This window comes from Mucilaginibacter sp., assembly GCF_036383575.1.
Taxonomy (GTDB): Bacteria; Bacteroidota; Bacteroidia; order Sphingobacteriales; family Sphingobacteriaceae; genus Mucilaginibacter.
The window spans coordinates 1-15,445 of record NZ_DASVOB010000541.1 but is presented as its reverse complement, the minus strand read 5'-3'; the positions used below and the strand labels follow the sequence as shown (position 1 = coordinate 15,445).

The 15,445-nt window shown below is 43.3% G+C and carries 17 protein-coding genes; 14 read left to right on the top strand and 3 right to left on the bottom strand.

The annotated features are described in order from the left end of the window. Positions 1–828, bottom strand: an 828-nt coding sequence (locus VF500_RS19195; RefSeq protein WP_330861225.1) for a lyase family protein, incomplete at its 3' end; no start/stop codon positions are given. Between the two features lie 315 nt (positions 829–1,143). On the opposite strand from VF500_RS19195, the gene VF500_RS19190 reads away from it, so the two are divergent. The 9 genes from VF500_RS19190 to VF500_RS19150 all read left to right on the top strand — a co-directional run bounded on the left by VF500_RS19190 (position 1,144) and on the right by VF500_RS19150 (position 11,489). Then, positions 1,144–3,813: an alpha-L-rhamnosidase gene (locus VF500_RS19190; RefSeq protein WP_330861224.1), complete on the top strand. Its 2,670-nt coding sequence runs from the start codon at positions 1,144–1,146 to the stop codon at positions 3,811–3,813. A gap of 136 nt (positions 3,814–3,949) precedes the next feature. Next, positions 3,950–4,594 carry an START domain-containing protein gene (locus VF500_RS19185; protein ID WP_330861223.1) on the top strand — a complete coding sequence of 215 codons (645 nt, stop codon included), beginning with the start codon at positions 3,950–3,952 and terminating at the stop codon, positions 4,592–4,594. A 419-nt stretch (positions 4,595–5,013) separates the two neighbouring features. Continuing rightward, positions 5,014–5,751, top strand: coding sequence for a (Fe-S)-binding protein (locus VF500_RS19180; protein ID WP_330861222.1), 738 nt, complete (start codon positions 5,014–5,016; stop codon positions 5,749–5,751). Continuing rightward, complete coding sequence (locus VF500_RS19175) at positions 5,751–7,139, top strand: lactate utilization protein B (protein WP_330861221.1); 1,389 nt, start codon at positions 5,751–5,753, stop codon at positions 7,137–7,139. Before VF500_RS19180 ends, VF500_RS19175 begins: the two co-directional genes overlap by 1 nt. Next, positions 7,136–7,729, top strand: coding sequence for a LutC/YkgG family protein (locus tag VF500_RS19170; protein WP_330861220.1), 594 nt, complete (start codon positions 7,136–7,138; stop codon positions 7,727–7,729). Before VF500_RS19175 ends, VF500_RS19170 begins: the two co-directional genes overlap by 4 nt. Positions 7,730–7,993: 264 nt before the next feature. Then, positions 7,994–8,731, top strand: a complete 738-nt coding sequence (locus tag VF500_RS19165) for an SDR family oxidoreductase (RefSeq protein ID WP_330861219.1) — start codon at positions 7,994–7,996, stop codon at positions 8,729–8,731. An 80-nt stretch (positions 8,732–8,811) separates the two neighbouring features. Continuing rightward, the gene (locus VF500_RS19160) at positions 8,812–10,353 is read left to right on the top strand and encodes a DHA2 family efflux MFS transporter permease subunit (RefSeq protein ID WP_330861218.1); all 1,542 of its coding nucleotides are present in this window, start codon (positions 8,812–8,814) and stop codon (positions 10,351–10,353) included. A 30-nt stretch (positions 10,354–10,383) separates the two neighbouring features. Continuing rightward, positions 10,384–10,986, top strand: coding sequence for a TetR/AcrR family transcriptional regulator (locus tag VF500_RS19155; RefSeq protein ID WP_330861217.1), 603 nt, complete (start codon positions 10,384–10,386; stop codon positions 10,984–10,986). Positions 10,987–11,099: 113 nt separating this feature from the next. Then, positions 11,100–11,489, top strand: coding sequence for a response regulator (locus VF500_RS19150; RefSeq protein ID WP_330861216.1), 390 nt, complete (start codon positions 11,100–11,102; stop codon positions 11,487–11,489). 130 nt (positions 11,490–11,619) lie between these two features. Here VF500_RS19150 and VF500_RS19145 read toward each other — a convergent pair whose 3' ends face one another. Continuing rightward, complete coding sequence (locus VF500_RS19145) at positions 11,620–12,081, bottom strand: DUF4268 domain-containing protein (RefSeq protein WP_330861215.1); 462 nt, start codon at positions 12,079–12,081, stop codon at positions 11,620–11,622. Positions 12,082–12,468: 387 nt separating this feature from the next. Between VF500_RS19145 and VF500_RS19140 the strand changes: the two genes are divergently transcribed. After that, the gene (locus tag VF500_RS19140) at positions 12,469–12,756 is read left to right on the top strand and encodes a DUF3892 domain-containing protein (RefSeq protein WP_330861214.1); all 288 of its coding nucleotides are present in this window, start codon (positions 12,469–12,471) and stop codon (positions 12,754–12,756) included. 51 nt (positions 12,757–12,807) lie between these two features. Here the strand turns inward: VF500_RS19140 and VF500_RS19135 are convergent, their stop codons facing one another. Then, entirely contained in the window at positions 12,808–13,164 is a 357-nt protein-coding gene (locus VF500_RS19135) for a nuclear transport factor 2 family protein (protein WP_330861213.1), read from the bottom strand. A 190-nt stretch (positions 13,165–13,354) separates the two neighbouring features. On the opposite strand from VF500_RS19135, the gene VF500_RS19130 reads away from it, so the two are divergent. The 4 genes from VF500_RS19130 to VF500_RS19115 form a co-directional block, all read left to right on the top strand. Beyond that, on the top strand, positions 13,355–13,846 hold the full coding sequence (locus VF500_RS19130; protein ID WP_330861212.1) for a hypothetical protein: 492 nt from the start codon (positions 13,355–13,357) through the stop codon (positions 13,844–13,846). A gap of 18 nt (positions 13,847–13,864) precedes the next feature. Then, a complete protein-coding gene (locus VF500_RS19125; protein ID WP_330861211.1) occupies positions 13,865–14,362 on the top strand; it encodes a hypothetical protein in 498 nt (165 codons plus the stop codon). Between the two features lie 88 nt (positions 14,363–14,450). Continuing rightward, positions 14,451–15,023: a Crp/Fnr family transcriptional regulator gene (locus VF500_RS19120; protein WP_330861210.1), complete on the top strand. Its 573-nt coding sequence runs from the start codon at positions 14,451–14,453 to the stop codon at positions 15,021–15,023. A 72-nt stretch (positions 15,024–15,095) separates the two neighbouring features. Continuing rightward, the coding region (locus VF500_RS19115; protein ID WP_330861209.1) for a carboxymuconolactone decarboxylase family protein at positions 15,096–15,445 on the top strand (350 nt) is incomplete at its 3' end.

The following is a 15,445-nucleotide window of genomic DNA, read 5'->3' as shown; positions in this document are numbered from 1 at the left end:
AGTAGTAAGTGCATCCGGATAGCTCACAAAAGCAAAGTTCTGGCTTAAGTATAACGCCTGATCCATAGCCATTTTAGCTAATGTAGCAGCAATAGATGAGATAGCCTGCGCAATGACACGCTCAGTTTTACCACGACCCATTTGCGCATAAACCACGTTATAATTAAGGCTATCAAAACCTAAAAGTTGTGTAGTTAAAGTACGGTTAAGCGGAAACGATGAGCCATAACCAGCTGCCGAACCCAGGGGATTTTTATTAGTGATGCGGTAAGCTGCTAAAACCAGTTCCAGATCATCGGCCAAACTTTCGGCATAAGCGCCAAACCACAGACCGAATGATGATGGCATAGCCACCTGCAGGTGGGTGTAACCAGGCAGTAAAACATCTTTATGTTTTTCGCTCAGTTCAATCAACTGGCGAAACAGTGTTTCAGTACTTTCAACAACTTCCTGTAGTTGATGACGGAAGAAAAGTTTAAGATCAACCAAAACCTGGTCGTTACGTGAGCGGCCGCTGTGGATCTTTTTGCCGGCATCGCCGATGCGCTGGGTGAGCAGCAGTTCAACCTGCGAGTGCACATCTTCTACATGTTCATCGATCTTAAAACCGCCTTTGGCAATATCGGCATAAATATTTTTCAACTCACGCTGAACAAGCTCAAGATCGGCATCGTCCATCAGCCCTACGCTTTGCAGCATGCGGGTATGGGCGAGGGACCCTAAAACATCAAACGCCGCCATTTGCTCATCAAATTCGCGGTCCCGCCCAACAGTAAAGTTTTCAACCAGTTCGTTAACATTGGTAGTTTTTTGCCATAGCTTGCTCATGGTGCAAATGTATAAAAATTGAGAACCATGATTACTGTCTGAACCGGGATTTTTAGGATTTAGGGATTCGCAGGATTTTTCTTCTGAACCGGGATTTTGGGGGATTTGCTTTTCCGGCGATGCTTTTTTACCCCGAGGTCGTATCCTCACGACCGCCTGCACAATCCTGCCCATCTTAAAAATCCCCCCCAAATCCCGGTTCAGACAAATAAGACAGTTCAGGATGCAAATTCCAAACCATCCGTTTAACATTGTTGATTGTGACAACATATCATAGGCTTTGGCCAATATTGTATAAACCGCTATCTTAACCACATGAAACATCTTTTATGTAAGCCATTGCTTAGCATTGCCTTATTATGCTGCTCTTTTTCAATATCACAAGCCCAAACGCCCGGGGCTACGGGTCTTAAATCCGAATACCTTGTAAATCCAATAGGTATTGATAACGTCCATCCCCGCTTAACCTGGCTCATGAACGATAAAGCGCAAGGAGCTGCTCAAAGCGCTTATCAACTATTTGTTGGTACTGATTCACTTGCGGTTTCTACTGGTAAAGGCAGCAACTGGGCTACTCCCAAAATTGCTTCATCAAACAACCTTGTCATTTATAATGGCCAGCAACTAAAACCTTTTACTAAATATTACTGGAAGGTTCAGCTTTGGGACCAGGCGGGTAAAAAACTTGCTCCATCAGCTATAAATAGCTTTGAAACCGGCATGATGGGGATGCAAAACTGGAAAGGCTCATGGATCAGCGACAACAAAGGGATAGCGGTAAACCCTGCCCCCTATTTTCGGAATACATTTAAGGTGACAAAAACTATCCGCTCGGCAAGGGCTTATATTGCTGTTGCTGGTTTATACGAGCTATATCTCAACGGAAAAAAGATCGGCAATCATAGGCTCGATCCAATGTACACCCGGTTTGACAGGCGTACGCTTTATGTATCTTATGATGTTACTGCTCAGTTGCAAAGTGGCAAAAACGCGGTTGGTGTATTGTTAGGCAACGGCTGGTATAATCATCAGAGTACGGCTGTATGGTTCTTCCACCAGGCACCATGGCGTGGTCGCCCGGCATTTTGTATGGATTTGCGCATCACTTATACCGATGGTACAGTTGAAACCGTAAAATCGGGCACCGGCTGGAAAACCTCGCTTAGCCCTATTGTTTTCAATAGTATTTATACTGCCGAGCATTATGATGGTCGACTGGAACAAGCGGGCTGGAACACCGCAAATTTTGATGACAGCAAATGGAAGCCGGTCATTAACCGTTCGGCCCCATCCATGAATATTGTATCGCAGGCTATGCAGCCTATCCGCGCGGTTGATACCATCAGCACCAAAGGCGTAACCAAAATTGACAGCGATGTTTGGGTATTTGATATGGGCAGGAACATTTCGGGTGTAAGCCAGATTACGGTTAAAGGTGATTCTGGAACAGTGATTCGCCTAAAACATGCCGAAAGGTTGAACAAAAATGGGCACGTTGATCAATCCAATATTGATCTGCACTACCGTCCAACCGATGATAAAGACCCTTTCCAAACCGATATTTTTATTTTAGGCGGCAAAGGTGAAGAAACTTTTTCACCTCGCTTTAATTACAAAGGGTTTCAGTACATAGAAGTGAGCAGCAGCAAACCTATCCGGATAAGTAAAGAAAACATCAAAGCATTTTTTATGCACAGCGATGTGGAGCCGATTGGTACGGTCAAAGCATCAAACCAAACTATTAACCAGATATGGACAGCCACCAACAATAGTTACCTGAGCAACCTTTTCGGCTACCCTACCGATTGCCCACAGCGCGAAAAGAATGGCTGGACAGGCGACGCCCACATTGCCAGCGAAACTGGCTTATATAACTTCGACGGTATTACTGTTTACGAAAAATGGTTGGCTGACCACCGCGATGAGCAGCAGCCTAACGGTGTGTTGCCATCTATCATCCCAACCGGCGGCTGGGGCTATGAATGGGGTAACGGCCCCGATTGGACCAGCACCATCGCCATTATTCCGTACAATATTTATTTATTTTATGGAGATAGTAAACTACTGGCTGATAGCTATAATGCGATTGAAAAATATGTAAACCATATTGATGAGCTTTACCCAACCGGGCTTACCACCTGGGGCCTGGGCGATTGGGTACCGGTAAAATCAGTTTCGCCGGTTGAACTTACGTCATCGGTTTATTATTTTACCGATGCCAGTATATTAGCTAAAGCTGCTAAAATATTAGGCAAACAAGCCGACTATACAAAATATACCGCATTAGCCAATAAGATCAGGAATGCTATCAATGCAAAATATTTAGATACTACTACCGGCATTTACGGTAAAGGTCTGCAAACGGAACTGAGCGTGCCGCTTTACTGGGGCGTAGTTCCTGAAAACCTGAAAAGCAAGGTAGCGGATAACCTTGCTCAACGTGTTGCTGCCGATAACTTCCATTTAGATGTGGGTATTCTTGGTGCCAAAGCCATTTTAAGTGCTTTGAGCGATAACGGTCACGCAGATGTAGCTTACAAAATCGCATCCCAGGAAACCTTCCCATCATGGGGCTGGTGGATGGTGAACGGCGCGACAACTTTGTATGAAAACTGGCAGATAGATGCCAAATCAGATATCTCTCTAAACCACATCATGTTTGGCGAAATTGGTGCATGGCTGTACAAAGGCATTGCCGGCATCCACCCTGATCCTGAACATCCTGGCTTTAAAAACGTCCTACTACAACCGCACTTTGTACCCGGGCTGAATGAGTTTACGGCTACGCATAAAGGGCCTTATGGTAACATTATTTCCTCATGGCAGCGTACCAACAACGGAGTAACTTATAAAGTTACTGTACCGGCCAATTCAACTGCAACTATCACTTTCCCGGCAGGTAGAGTTTACCTGGGCGGCAAGCCACTTGCCATCAACAGCTCTTACAAAGCAACAGCGGGGAGTTATGTATTCGAGCTGAAATAATAAAGCTGCAAATGCCATAGTATTTTCATATTTTAATATTGGCGCATATCAAATGACCATTTACTGACAGGCCGGGGCAACCCCGGCCTGTTTTTGTATATAAATTTGTCACACCTTATTTACAGTCACTGATACCATGCGCAGGATATTTACTATCGTATTTTTATTATTTGTTACAAAATTTGCCGTAGCCGGCCCGGAACAACCCTGGTCGTTAAGCAGCGACAAGGAAGGTATTAGAGTTTATACCCGACACATCGCCGACTCAAAGATCAAAGCCATTAAAGTAGAATGTACATTTAATGCAACTGCCGCTCAATTGGTAGCTGTATTGATGGATATAAAAACCTGTGCAGAATGGGTTTACCATACCAAATCAGCAACCGTTATTAAAGAGGTATCACCATCAGATATATATTACTATTCAGAAGTGAACATACCCTGGCCGGTACATAACCGCGATTTTGTAGCGCATTTAAAAGTTACCCAGGACCCTAAAACCAAAGTCGTTACTATCGACGCACCGGTTATATCAAACATGGTACCTGCAAAGGACGGTATTGTAAGGGTTGAAAACTCAACCGGCCGCTGGGTAATTACCCCTGTTGACAGCGCCCATGTAAGTATTGTTTATACCCTACATCTTGACCCGGGAGGTTCGGTACCGGCATGGCTCATTAATATGTTTGCCGCGCAAGGACCAATGGAAAGTTTTAAGGGATTGAAAAAACAGTTGCAGAAACCTGTTTATAAGGATGTGAAGCTGGCTTATATACAGTGAGCCCCAACCGTTGATTTAGATGATTACGTTGATTTCGCTGATTTTCCTGAACCGGGATTTGAGCAGGTTAAGTGATTTATAAGATTTTTGTCTGAACTCGAATTTTATGGAATCAGGAGAATTTTTTCGAATTTGCTTAACATTTTGTTAATTCCTTAATTCTATAAATTCAGGTTCAGACAAAAAAAACCCTCCCCTCAATCCAACAAATTCCCCTCAAATCCAGGTTCAGACAAATCGCAGTACCTGCAAATAAACGTCAACATTTTGCAAATAAAATTGAAAACTCGTATCACACTTAGCTGTACTTTCGATGTTGATATATAAGCGTTTGATTTACTTGCAGGATACCAAAGGATAGTTGTGCAAATTATAAACGTTAATATTGCTTTAACCAATTTAAAGTAAACGTGTAAACGATGAGAGTTGCTTTGTTTGTTCCTTGTTATGTTGATCAGTTTTACCCCAAAGCGGCTATTGCTACGCTGGAGTTACTGGAGAAACTTGGCTGTGAGGTCCACTACCCTAAAAATCAAACCTGCTGCGGACAGCCGATGGCCAATTCGGGCTACGAGCATTTAACCGGCGGCTGTAATAATTTATTTGTCGATAATTTTTCGGGATACGATTATATCGTTTGTCCCTCGGGAAGCTGTACCCTGCACATCAAGGAGCATTTACATGCCGATGGAAAAGAGGAACAGGCAACCGAGATCCGCAAAAAGGTTTATGAGCTTACCGAGTTTCTGGTAGATGTATTGAGGGTAAAACAATTGACAGCCAGTTTCCCCTATCGGGTTGGACTGCATCAAAGCTGTCACGGGTTACGCGGTTTACGGATTGCCCAAATGAGCGAGCTGGTTGCCGAACCTTTTAGCAAACCGGCACAACTGCTTGATATGGTGAACGGATTGGAACTGGTACCCTTGAGCCGCCAGGATGATTGTTGCGGTTTCGGCGGTACGTTTTGCGTAGTTGAAGAGGCTGTATCGGCCAAAATGGGTAAAGACCGTGTAGCAGACCACGTATCGCATGGCGCACAATATATTACCTCAGCCGATCTTTCTTGCCTGATGCATTTAGAAGGCATTCTGCGTCGCCAAAACAGCGATGTTAAAGTAATTCACGTAGCCGAAATTTTAAACCACAGCATGTAATGAGTACCGCTACTACCAAAGATCACCCACATTTAGCTGCTGAATTTAACCGCGACGAGCCCCGTGTAAACTGGCACGATGAAACCCTGTGGTGGGTACGCGCCAAACGGGATATCGCCGCGCATAAACTCCCAGAATGGGAATTGCTGCGCGAAACAGCATCACAGATAAAATTTAACGTACTCTCAAACCTGAGCACCTACCTGGAGCAGTTTGAGGCCAATGCTATCAAAAACGGCATCATTGTACACTGGGCGGCCGATGCTGCCGAACATAACCAGATTGTGCATAGCTTGCTTGAGCAAAAGGGCATCACTAAAATGGTTAAAAGCAAATCGATGCTTACCGAGGAATGCCATTTAAACGAATACCTGAAAGATCAGGGTATCGATGTAATTGACTCCGACCTTGGCGAGCGTATTGTACAACTGGCCAATGAACCGCCAAGCCATATCGTTCTGCCTTGTATCCATAAAAAGAAGGAAGAAATAGGCGATATTTTTCATGAGCATTTAGGCTCGGCCAAAGGTGAATCAGATCCTAAGATATTGACTGAAACAGCCCGCCAGCATTTGCGCGAAGTATTTTTAACCCGTCGCGCAGCCCTTACCGGTGTTAATTTTGCGGTAGCCGAAACCGGCGAGTTTGTGATCTGCACCAACGAGGGTAACGCTGATATGGGCGCTCACCTGGCCGAGATCCATATCGCATCGATGGGTATTGAAAAGATCATCCCTGAAAGGAAACACCTTGGTGTGTTTTTGCGCCTGCTTACCCGTAGTGCTACAGGGCAACCCATTACTACCTATTCCAGCCATTTCAGCAAACCGCAGGATGGCACCGAAATTCATATTGTTATTGTTGATAACGGGCGCAGCATTCAGCTGGGGCGTGAAGAGTTCCGTAATTCCTTAAAATGTATCCGCTGCGGGGCGTGTATGAACACCTGCCCGGTTTATCGTAAAAGTGGTGGACACAGCTATCATACAGCCGTTGCCGGGCCAATAGGTTCTATCCTGGCCCCTAACCTCGACATGAAAAAATATGCCGACCTGCCATTTGCCTCCACCCTTTGCGGTTCGTGCAGCAACGTGTGCCCGGTTAAAATAGATATTCATGATCAGCTATATAAATGGAGGCAGGTAATTGTTAAAGAAGGATATTCACCCAAAACAAAAACTATGGCCATGAAGGCCATGGCTTTAACACTGGCCTCACCAACCTTATACCGTATGGGCGGTAAAACCGGCAGACTGGTATTTAAATATGCCTCATTTGCGGTAAACAATAAATTAAACCCCTGGTACAATCAAAGGGAAATGCCCAAAGCACCAGATGAGTCATTTGGCGAGTGGTATGCCAAAAGGAAAGGAGCAAAAAATTCATGAGCCGCGAAAAGATCTTAGCCGCTGTAAAATTCAACCAGCCTACAGCTAACCCATTGCCTGATATGGAAGTGCTGAACACGCTAACTGATGTCCGAACCGACCTGGTAGCTAAATATAAAACCATTGCAACAGCAGGTGGTAGTTTTATTTATGAAGTAAGTGGCTTTGATGAGATCAAAACCATCCTCAAAAATGAATTTAAGCCCGGGGTAAAGATCATATCTGCCCTTAATGAACTGAGCGACTACATTTATGCCGATGCTGTAAAGCACGACGATGGTCATACTTTTGCCGATGTGGAGTTAACCGTACTGCGTACCGACCTTGGCGTTGCCGAAAACGGTGCACTCTGGCTTACTGAAAAAGACATGGGCAGCCGGGTATTACCTTTTATTGCCCAACATTTGGCAGTGGTGATTGGCAAAGATGATTTTGTGCCTACCATGGCACAGGCTTATGAAACTATTAGCGATGCTGATTACGGCTATGGCTCGTTCATATCAGGCCCGTCCAAAACCGCTGATATTGAGCAATCACTGGTTATCGGAGCGCACGGGCCGCGGAGTTTATCGGTGTTTATACTTTCTTAAAAGCTATTCAAAAAAGCATGTCATTGCGAGCGTAGCGTGGCAATCTCATAGCCAATGCATATTCGCCCTGTAAAGCTACGAGATTGCTTCGTCGTGCCTCCTCGCAATGACATGTTTTTTTAACACTCGCATTTGTTAGCAACGAGCGCAACAATCACCAAGTCACCCTAAAAATCAACAATTTACAACAATGACAAATGGATGATAAAAAAATATACCGATTGGTATATTTTTGTCTTGTCGAAATTAATGACACACAACAACATGAAAACTTCAGAAAACACCGTATTGATCACCGGCGGCAGTGCCGGCATAGGTTTTGAAATAGCCAAACAACTATCTGCTAAAAATAACCATGTAATTATCATTGGCCGTAACCAGGAACGTTTGGATAAAGCCGCTGCACAATTACAAAATGTAACTGCAATTAAAGCCGATATATCCAATGCAGAGGATGTGGAAGCCTTAACTGCACAAGTAAAAAAAGATTTCCCGCAACTAAACGTAGTGATCAACAACGCTGGTGCAGCTTCAATTAACGACCTGCTTACTACGCCTAACGTTTTTGAAAATGCACAAACAGAAATGTTTACAAATTACATTTCTGTTGTACGACTAAATGAAAGATTGCTGCCTGTATTACAACAGCAAAGCGAAGCAGCTATCATAAACGTATCATCAATAGTTGCCTTTTTGCCTGGCAAACAAACTGCTACCTACTCAGCTACTAAAGCCGCTTTACACTCTTACACCATTTCGTTAAGGGCCGCTTTAGAAGACACTAATATTAAAGTATTTGAACTGATGCCTCCATTGGTTGACACCGAATTTTCGGCAGAGATTGGCGGCCATAATGGTATCCCAGCTTCACAAGTTGCGGATGAATTTGTAGCCGGCTTCGAAACCAATAACTACGAGATCCGCGTTGGTGGTACTGAACCATTTTACCGTTTGTTCCTCTCAAACCCAGCCGAAGCGTTGAAAGCCCTTCACCAGAGATAATTCCCTGGTTTAATTTTTTACCCTAAAAAATACCGATTGGTATTTTTTAGGGTAATTACAGATCTATAATTCTTACTTCAATGAAAAAAAGCATCCTCATCATTACCGTTATAGCTGCTGCTATTATGGAACTGATAGACACTTCCATAGTAAACGTAGCCCTCTCGCACATGAGCGGTAACTTAGGTGCCACGCTTGAAGATACCTCATGGGTGATCACCGCCTATGCCATTGCCAACATCATCGTAATACCCATGACCAGCTTTTTAACAACCAAGCTTGGTCGCCGTAATTATTATATCGGGTCTATTATCGCCTTTACGTTCTTTTCGGCCATGTGTGGGTTTGCTTCAAACATCTGGACACTGGTTGCTTTCCGCTTTTTACAGGGCATTGGCGGCGGTGCACTTCTATCAGTATCGCAGGCAATTGTATTTGAAGTTTACGGTAAAGCACGTGTGGGTATAGCCAGCGCATTATTTGGCGTGGGGGTATTTTTAGGCCCAACCATCGGCCCTACCCTGGGCGGCTTTATCACCGAGCACTATACCTGGCCATGGATTTTTTTCATCAATATTCCTATCGGCATCGCAGTAACTATATCAAGCTTGTTGCTGGTTACCGAACCCGAGATCAAAGTCAAAGCCAAAAGTGTGGACTGGTGGGGTATTCTCCTGCTTGTGATAGGTATTGGCTCACTCCAAACAGTATTGGAACGCGGTGAAACTGATGATTGGTTTTCGGCAGGTTACATTATTGTGCTTACCATAGTGGCTGTTATAAGTCTTAGTACTTTTATCTGGTGGGAGCTTACAACTGCTAACCCGGTTATTGATTTAAGGGTACTGAAAAGTAAATCACTTGCCGTTGCAGCCATATTAACCTTTGTGACCGGCTTCGGGTTGTTTACCTCGGTATTCCTTACACCTGTGCTTGCACAAAGGGTGCTGCTGTTTCCGCCTACTATTACCGGGCTTATTTTATTGCCGGGTGCGGTCCTTGCAATTGTAGGCCTACTATTTTCGGCCACGTTGCTTAAAAAAGGAGTATCACCATTAATTATTATCACAGCCGGCTTCATCATCTTCATCACCTTTACCTGGCAAATGTCGCGCATGAACTTGGAAGCCGCTCCCGGGGATCTGGTTGGCCCGCTAATTTACAGGGCAATGGGTATTGCCTTATTAACCGTTCCGCTTACTGCCCTTGCAGTATCAGGGCTCGAGCTTAAAGATATACCACAGGGAACTGCCCTAAATAACATGATGCGGCAGTTGGGCGGCTCATTTGGCATCGCGGTTATTAACACCTATGTAGCCCAGCGCTTCGGCTTACACCGTAGCGACCTGCTTGCAAATATTAATATCTTCAATGATCAGGCTACAATGCGGATAGCTAAGCTTACCAATTATTTCAGCAGCCGGGGTTTTTCGTCATTTGATGCCCAGAAAAAAGCTATTGCCGTTATTGATAATACCATCAACAGGCAATCATATCTGCTAAGTTACCTGGATGCGTACCTCTTTTCGGGCTTAGTATTTTTACTGGCGATGCCACTCTTGTTCCTGGTTATCAACCGTAAAAAACAAGCACGAACTGTTGTAATTATAAGTGACCACTAAAAACTAAATACCAGTTGGTATATTTGTATTATGGAAAACGAATTGTCAAAAGCCGAGCGTACCCGCCAGTTCATCATTGAGCGTACCTCATCCATATTTAATAAAAAGGGCTACGCAGGCACCTCCCTGTCTGACCTTACCGAGGCTACCGGCCTTACCAAGGGTAGCATCTATGGCAATTTTAAAAACAAGGAGGAAGTAGCTGCCGAAGTGTTTGAATATAACTCGGGCAAGGTGCGTAAACAAATCCAGGAAAGGATTCAACGGGCAACCAGCTATCATGATAAATTATTGGTTTATGCCCAGGTATATCACAGCTTTACCCGCGGTGATTTTATTCCCGGCGGTTGCCCTATCCTGAATACCGCTGTTGATGCGGACGATACCAACCCATTACTAAAAGATAAAGCGGCCCGGGCAATAACCCGCTGGAAAACCGGCATCGAAAACCTCATCAAAGCAGGTATTGAAGCCGGCGAACTGAAGCCGGAGATCAACGCCACCGAAACAGCGTTAACTATGATAGCGCTTATTGAGGGCGGTATCATGATCTCAAAAGTGACGGATTCCCCAGCAAATCTGGATATAGTTTTGGCATCAGTTCATAGTATGGTGGATAGCCTGAAGCTGTAAATATTATATATTTTTAGAGCCTCAGGTTGCTACTTGATTGTTACAATAATTGGATTTAACTTTGAAAACAAAAGAAACGCTCCCCGCGTTATCTTCTTTACCAATTATTAATTATGTCGAAAAAGATATTGATCCTTGATGATAGCGAGGATATTTTGGAAGTGATGAAAGAAGCTCTTGAAATGGAGCACTATGAAGTTGAGGTACTGAACTATACTGATGACATATGCAAGGCGGCCCTATCAGCAAATGCTGACCTTGTAATTTTGGATTACATTTTGTTCGGTATAAACGGTGGCGAGCTTTGCCACATGCTAAAAACCACCCCGGCGACGGCACACATCCCGGTAGTGATGGTATCGGCCTACCCGCGCGTGCTGGAATCATTGGGCAACTACGGTTCGGATGCTTTTATTGCCAAACCTTTTAATTTGAGTGATGTTATTGACACGGTTCATCATTGCTTTTTAACAGCAGGTGACGATGTGGCGCATATGGCGTAAAGGAATCGTCATTGCATTCTCTACCCCGTCTTTGCGAGGAACGAAGCAATCCCCAATTTGCAGATCCGCTCTGTAAAGTTCGCGATTGCTTCGTTCCTCGCAATGACGATAGTTTTAGACATTAGTAGCCCTACCTGAACAAATCAAAACTATATTGCGCCATACTCCAAAACTCATCAAGCGCAATGATCCGGGGCTTAAAAAAGGAGATCAGCGCTGGCCAGTCCTGTTGGTTAAATACGCTTACACCGGGCAAGGTTTTAATAATACGGCTTACGGTTTTGTTGTACTCATCGGTTGTATGCAGCTGCCATTCCCACTCCTCATTAAGCTGACCGCTAAGGATATTTTTCAATTCAATAAATTGATCAAACATCAATTGCTGAATGTCTGCATCAGGATGGCTCATTTCAATAGCGATAAAAGCTGATCTCTTATCAGCCTCCATTTTAAAGTACAGGTGTTTAATACCCGTTTTATAATTCACCCAGTTAGTGCGCAGACCATCGGCCGAAAGCTGTGGTTTGAGGTATTGTCCAAACGCTGTCCAGAAAGCCTGTTTTAATTGAGTTGCCTGTTCTTTTGAGTACAAATTTATGGGGATTGATGAGTGACAAAAGTAAGGGTTTTAAAATTAAACAATGTAAAGCCTCATCTTGACTTAGAGAGAATTGAAATCGGTAAAGGTTAAATAACATCTGCTATTATTGTCATCCTGAGGAACGAAGGATCTTCTTCGCCTTGCATTCCGGCTCTGTATCTTGTAGAAGATTCTTCGCTATCGCTCAGAATGACAAACGCTTTTAAAAATATAATGGGCTGCTTGTCGAAGGACGCGCGCAAAGGCTACCTCACCACGCTTCAACGGACTCAGACAGACACCCGTTCTAAATGCAGAAACAACAACATGACGATATTTTACAGTTTCAATAATCTTATCTAATAAACCCTATCTTTACCCATACCACATTTATATTTTATGGCAAGCTACCAGGTAAACTGTATTAATAAACCCAAAGCATCAAGCACGCATGAGCAAATAACCCACATCGGTTATTACGAATCGTTAGACAGGCCAAGGGTGGTGATCTCCGTTGCCGAAGCCATAGCCCGTATTGAAGCCAATAGCCAGGCTTTTTATGTAAGTACCGAAAGAGGCAAAACATATCTAACTGTAGTAAAACCCGAAGATGGCGGCAAAAAGCACCTCAAATCGTTAATCGACAGGGCCGGTATCGATAACCTGCTGACACTGGAAGAAGTTTAGATAGCAAAGGTCAAAGCCTTTAATCTTTTCCCTTTCGCCTCAAAAAACAACTTAGTCCTTTTTATCAACTATGTACGATGTAACCGTTTTCACCTTATCATTTTCCAGCTCATAAAAATCGGCATAGTACATAGCCATGTCTTCACCGTTTTTGCCTTTACATTGAACAAGTCCGTCAACAGCCGCAGTGTTGCCCTCCACAACAATATGGTCCTTGGTTGATGAAACCATTTTTACATCTTCCATCCCGCCTAAAAATTGCTCCACTTCATTCTTCCCGTTCATTATAGTTATGGACGAACCTTTCATAGTCCATGTTACGTCATCGGCAAAAAAGCGTAGGATCTTTTCAACGTCGTTATTATCAAAAGCGTCGATAACCTGTTGCACAATTTCTTTAGTTGTCATGATAGTTTGATTTTGTTTAGGATAAAGTTAGCCACTATATCACGAGACTAAAGGGGGCGAAAATGACATTATCAGGGTGTTTTACGACTGATAGCAGATGACACTCGCATCCGGCAAACAACCATAAAGTCGCGTTTCGGATTTTAAGTTTATTATTTAACTTGGTACAACAAAATACCAGCCATATCACATGATCAGTAAACAACCACAAAATCAAAGCCCGGCGGCTATCGTAAAAACACTCAATATTATACACATGGCCCTTGCAGCAGGCCAGATTTTATTTGCAGCGGTTACATTTATAATTCCTAAAAGCCAGGAAAAAGGCGCAGCCAATGATATGCTAATCTATATTGCACCTGTTTTAGCCATTACTTGTTTTATTGCAGGACATTTCCTGTTTCTAAAACTTTTAAGCAACATCAGAAGAGACAGCCCGCTGAAAGCTAAACTCATTGCCTATCAATCCGCTACTATAATCAGGCTCGCATTACTTGAGGGGCCTTCATTATTTAGTATTATAGGTTTCTTATTAACCGGTAAGCTGATTTTCATGGCCATAGCAGGGGCCCTTGTTGCCTATTTCATTTACGTGCGCCCCAGCAGGCAAAAAATTGAAGACGACCTGAGTTTAGGCTATGAAGAGAAAGCAGAACTTGACGGGACTGATAAAGTTTATTGAATTATCCTTCTTAAACATATGAAATCTAAATTCAATTTTTGGCCAAAGTTTTTTCTGCTGATGTGCCTGTTTTTGAGTATTGTGATGGTTACATATGCTTTCACCAATTTCGACATTCTTTTTGCCCGTGGCAAGCCGCTTCATTTCCTAACATTTCCTTATATGATTTTCAATTGTACTATCTGTAGTTTGATAGGGCATCAATTAAATTATAAAACACAAAAAATCATCATTGATGACGATACAATAACCAGGGTCCGCAACTTTGGCTTTGGTTTGAAAAAAGTTTATAAAATCAATGAGATTGCAGGGTTTTTAACCTATTGTATATCCGGCAAGAAAAATGCGAACGAATATCTATACCTGATTGCAAGCGATGAAAAGGTAGCGAAATTATCAACTTATTATCACCAAAACTACCCGGAATTAAAATCCTTAATGATTCAGCATCAAATTAAAAACTTAGGAAATGAACAGTGGATCCTGTGGAAACACATTTCGGAACGAACTATTTAAATTATGAATAACAATTAGTATAGCCAGAATACTCATAAATACTAATTCGTGTAATTCGATCCAATTCGAGAAATTTGTGCCCAATAATATGTATCCCGAACTCATCAACCACATTAAACGCTATGTTCAGCTATCTACGGCTGATGAGGAAAGCATATGCCAACACTTTGAATTAAAGAAATTTAAAAAGAAGGAGTTCATTTTAGAACCCGGCAAACTTTGTGCAGGCAACTATTTTGTAACCAAAGGACTGGTTAGGCAGTATTTTGTCAACAACAAGCTTAATGAGCAAATCATCCAGTTCGGCCTGGAAAACTGGTGGATAGCCGATCAGGACAGTCTGCTCAACCATCAGCCGGCTACTACTTATATTCAAACCATTGAAGTTTCAGAATTGCTGCTGCTTAGTGAAAAGAACCGCGCAGCCTTGTTTGAGGCAGTACCACAGATGGAAGGGTACTTTCGTGTTATGATGCAAAAGGCCTTCGTCGCATCGCAACGGCGCATTGGCTATATCTTCAATCAAAACGACGAGGAGCGTTACCGCCATTTCACCAGCCTGTTTCCTGATTTTGTACAGCGGGTGCCCCAATATATGCTGGCCTCTTACTTAGGCTTCACCCCACAATTTTTAAGCAGGCTCCGGGCCAAAAAAATCTGATTTTCTTAAACTCAGTTCATTTTTTGAGGGCATGTTTATCCCCAACTTTGTATTAACAAAAAAGAAAAAAACATGAACCGCTTAAAAATAAACATCGCCGAACCAGCTGGATACAGGGCCATGATCGCCCTTGAAAAATACATTGAAAGCACCGAGTTAACCACCCGTCATAAAGACCTGATCAAGATCCGCGCTTCACAAATTAATGGCTGTGCCTTTTGTGTAGATATGCACACCACCGATGCCCGCAAAGCCGGCGAAACCGAACGCCGCATCTACAACATCAGCGTTTGGCGCGATACCCCTTTCTTTGATGAGCAGGAGCGTGCCATACTGGCCCTTACCGAAGAAGTAACCCTGATCACCAGCCGCGTATCCGACGAAACTTATAAAAAAGCAGCTGAAGTGCTTGATGAACCTTA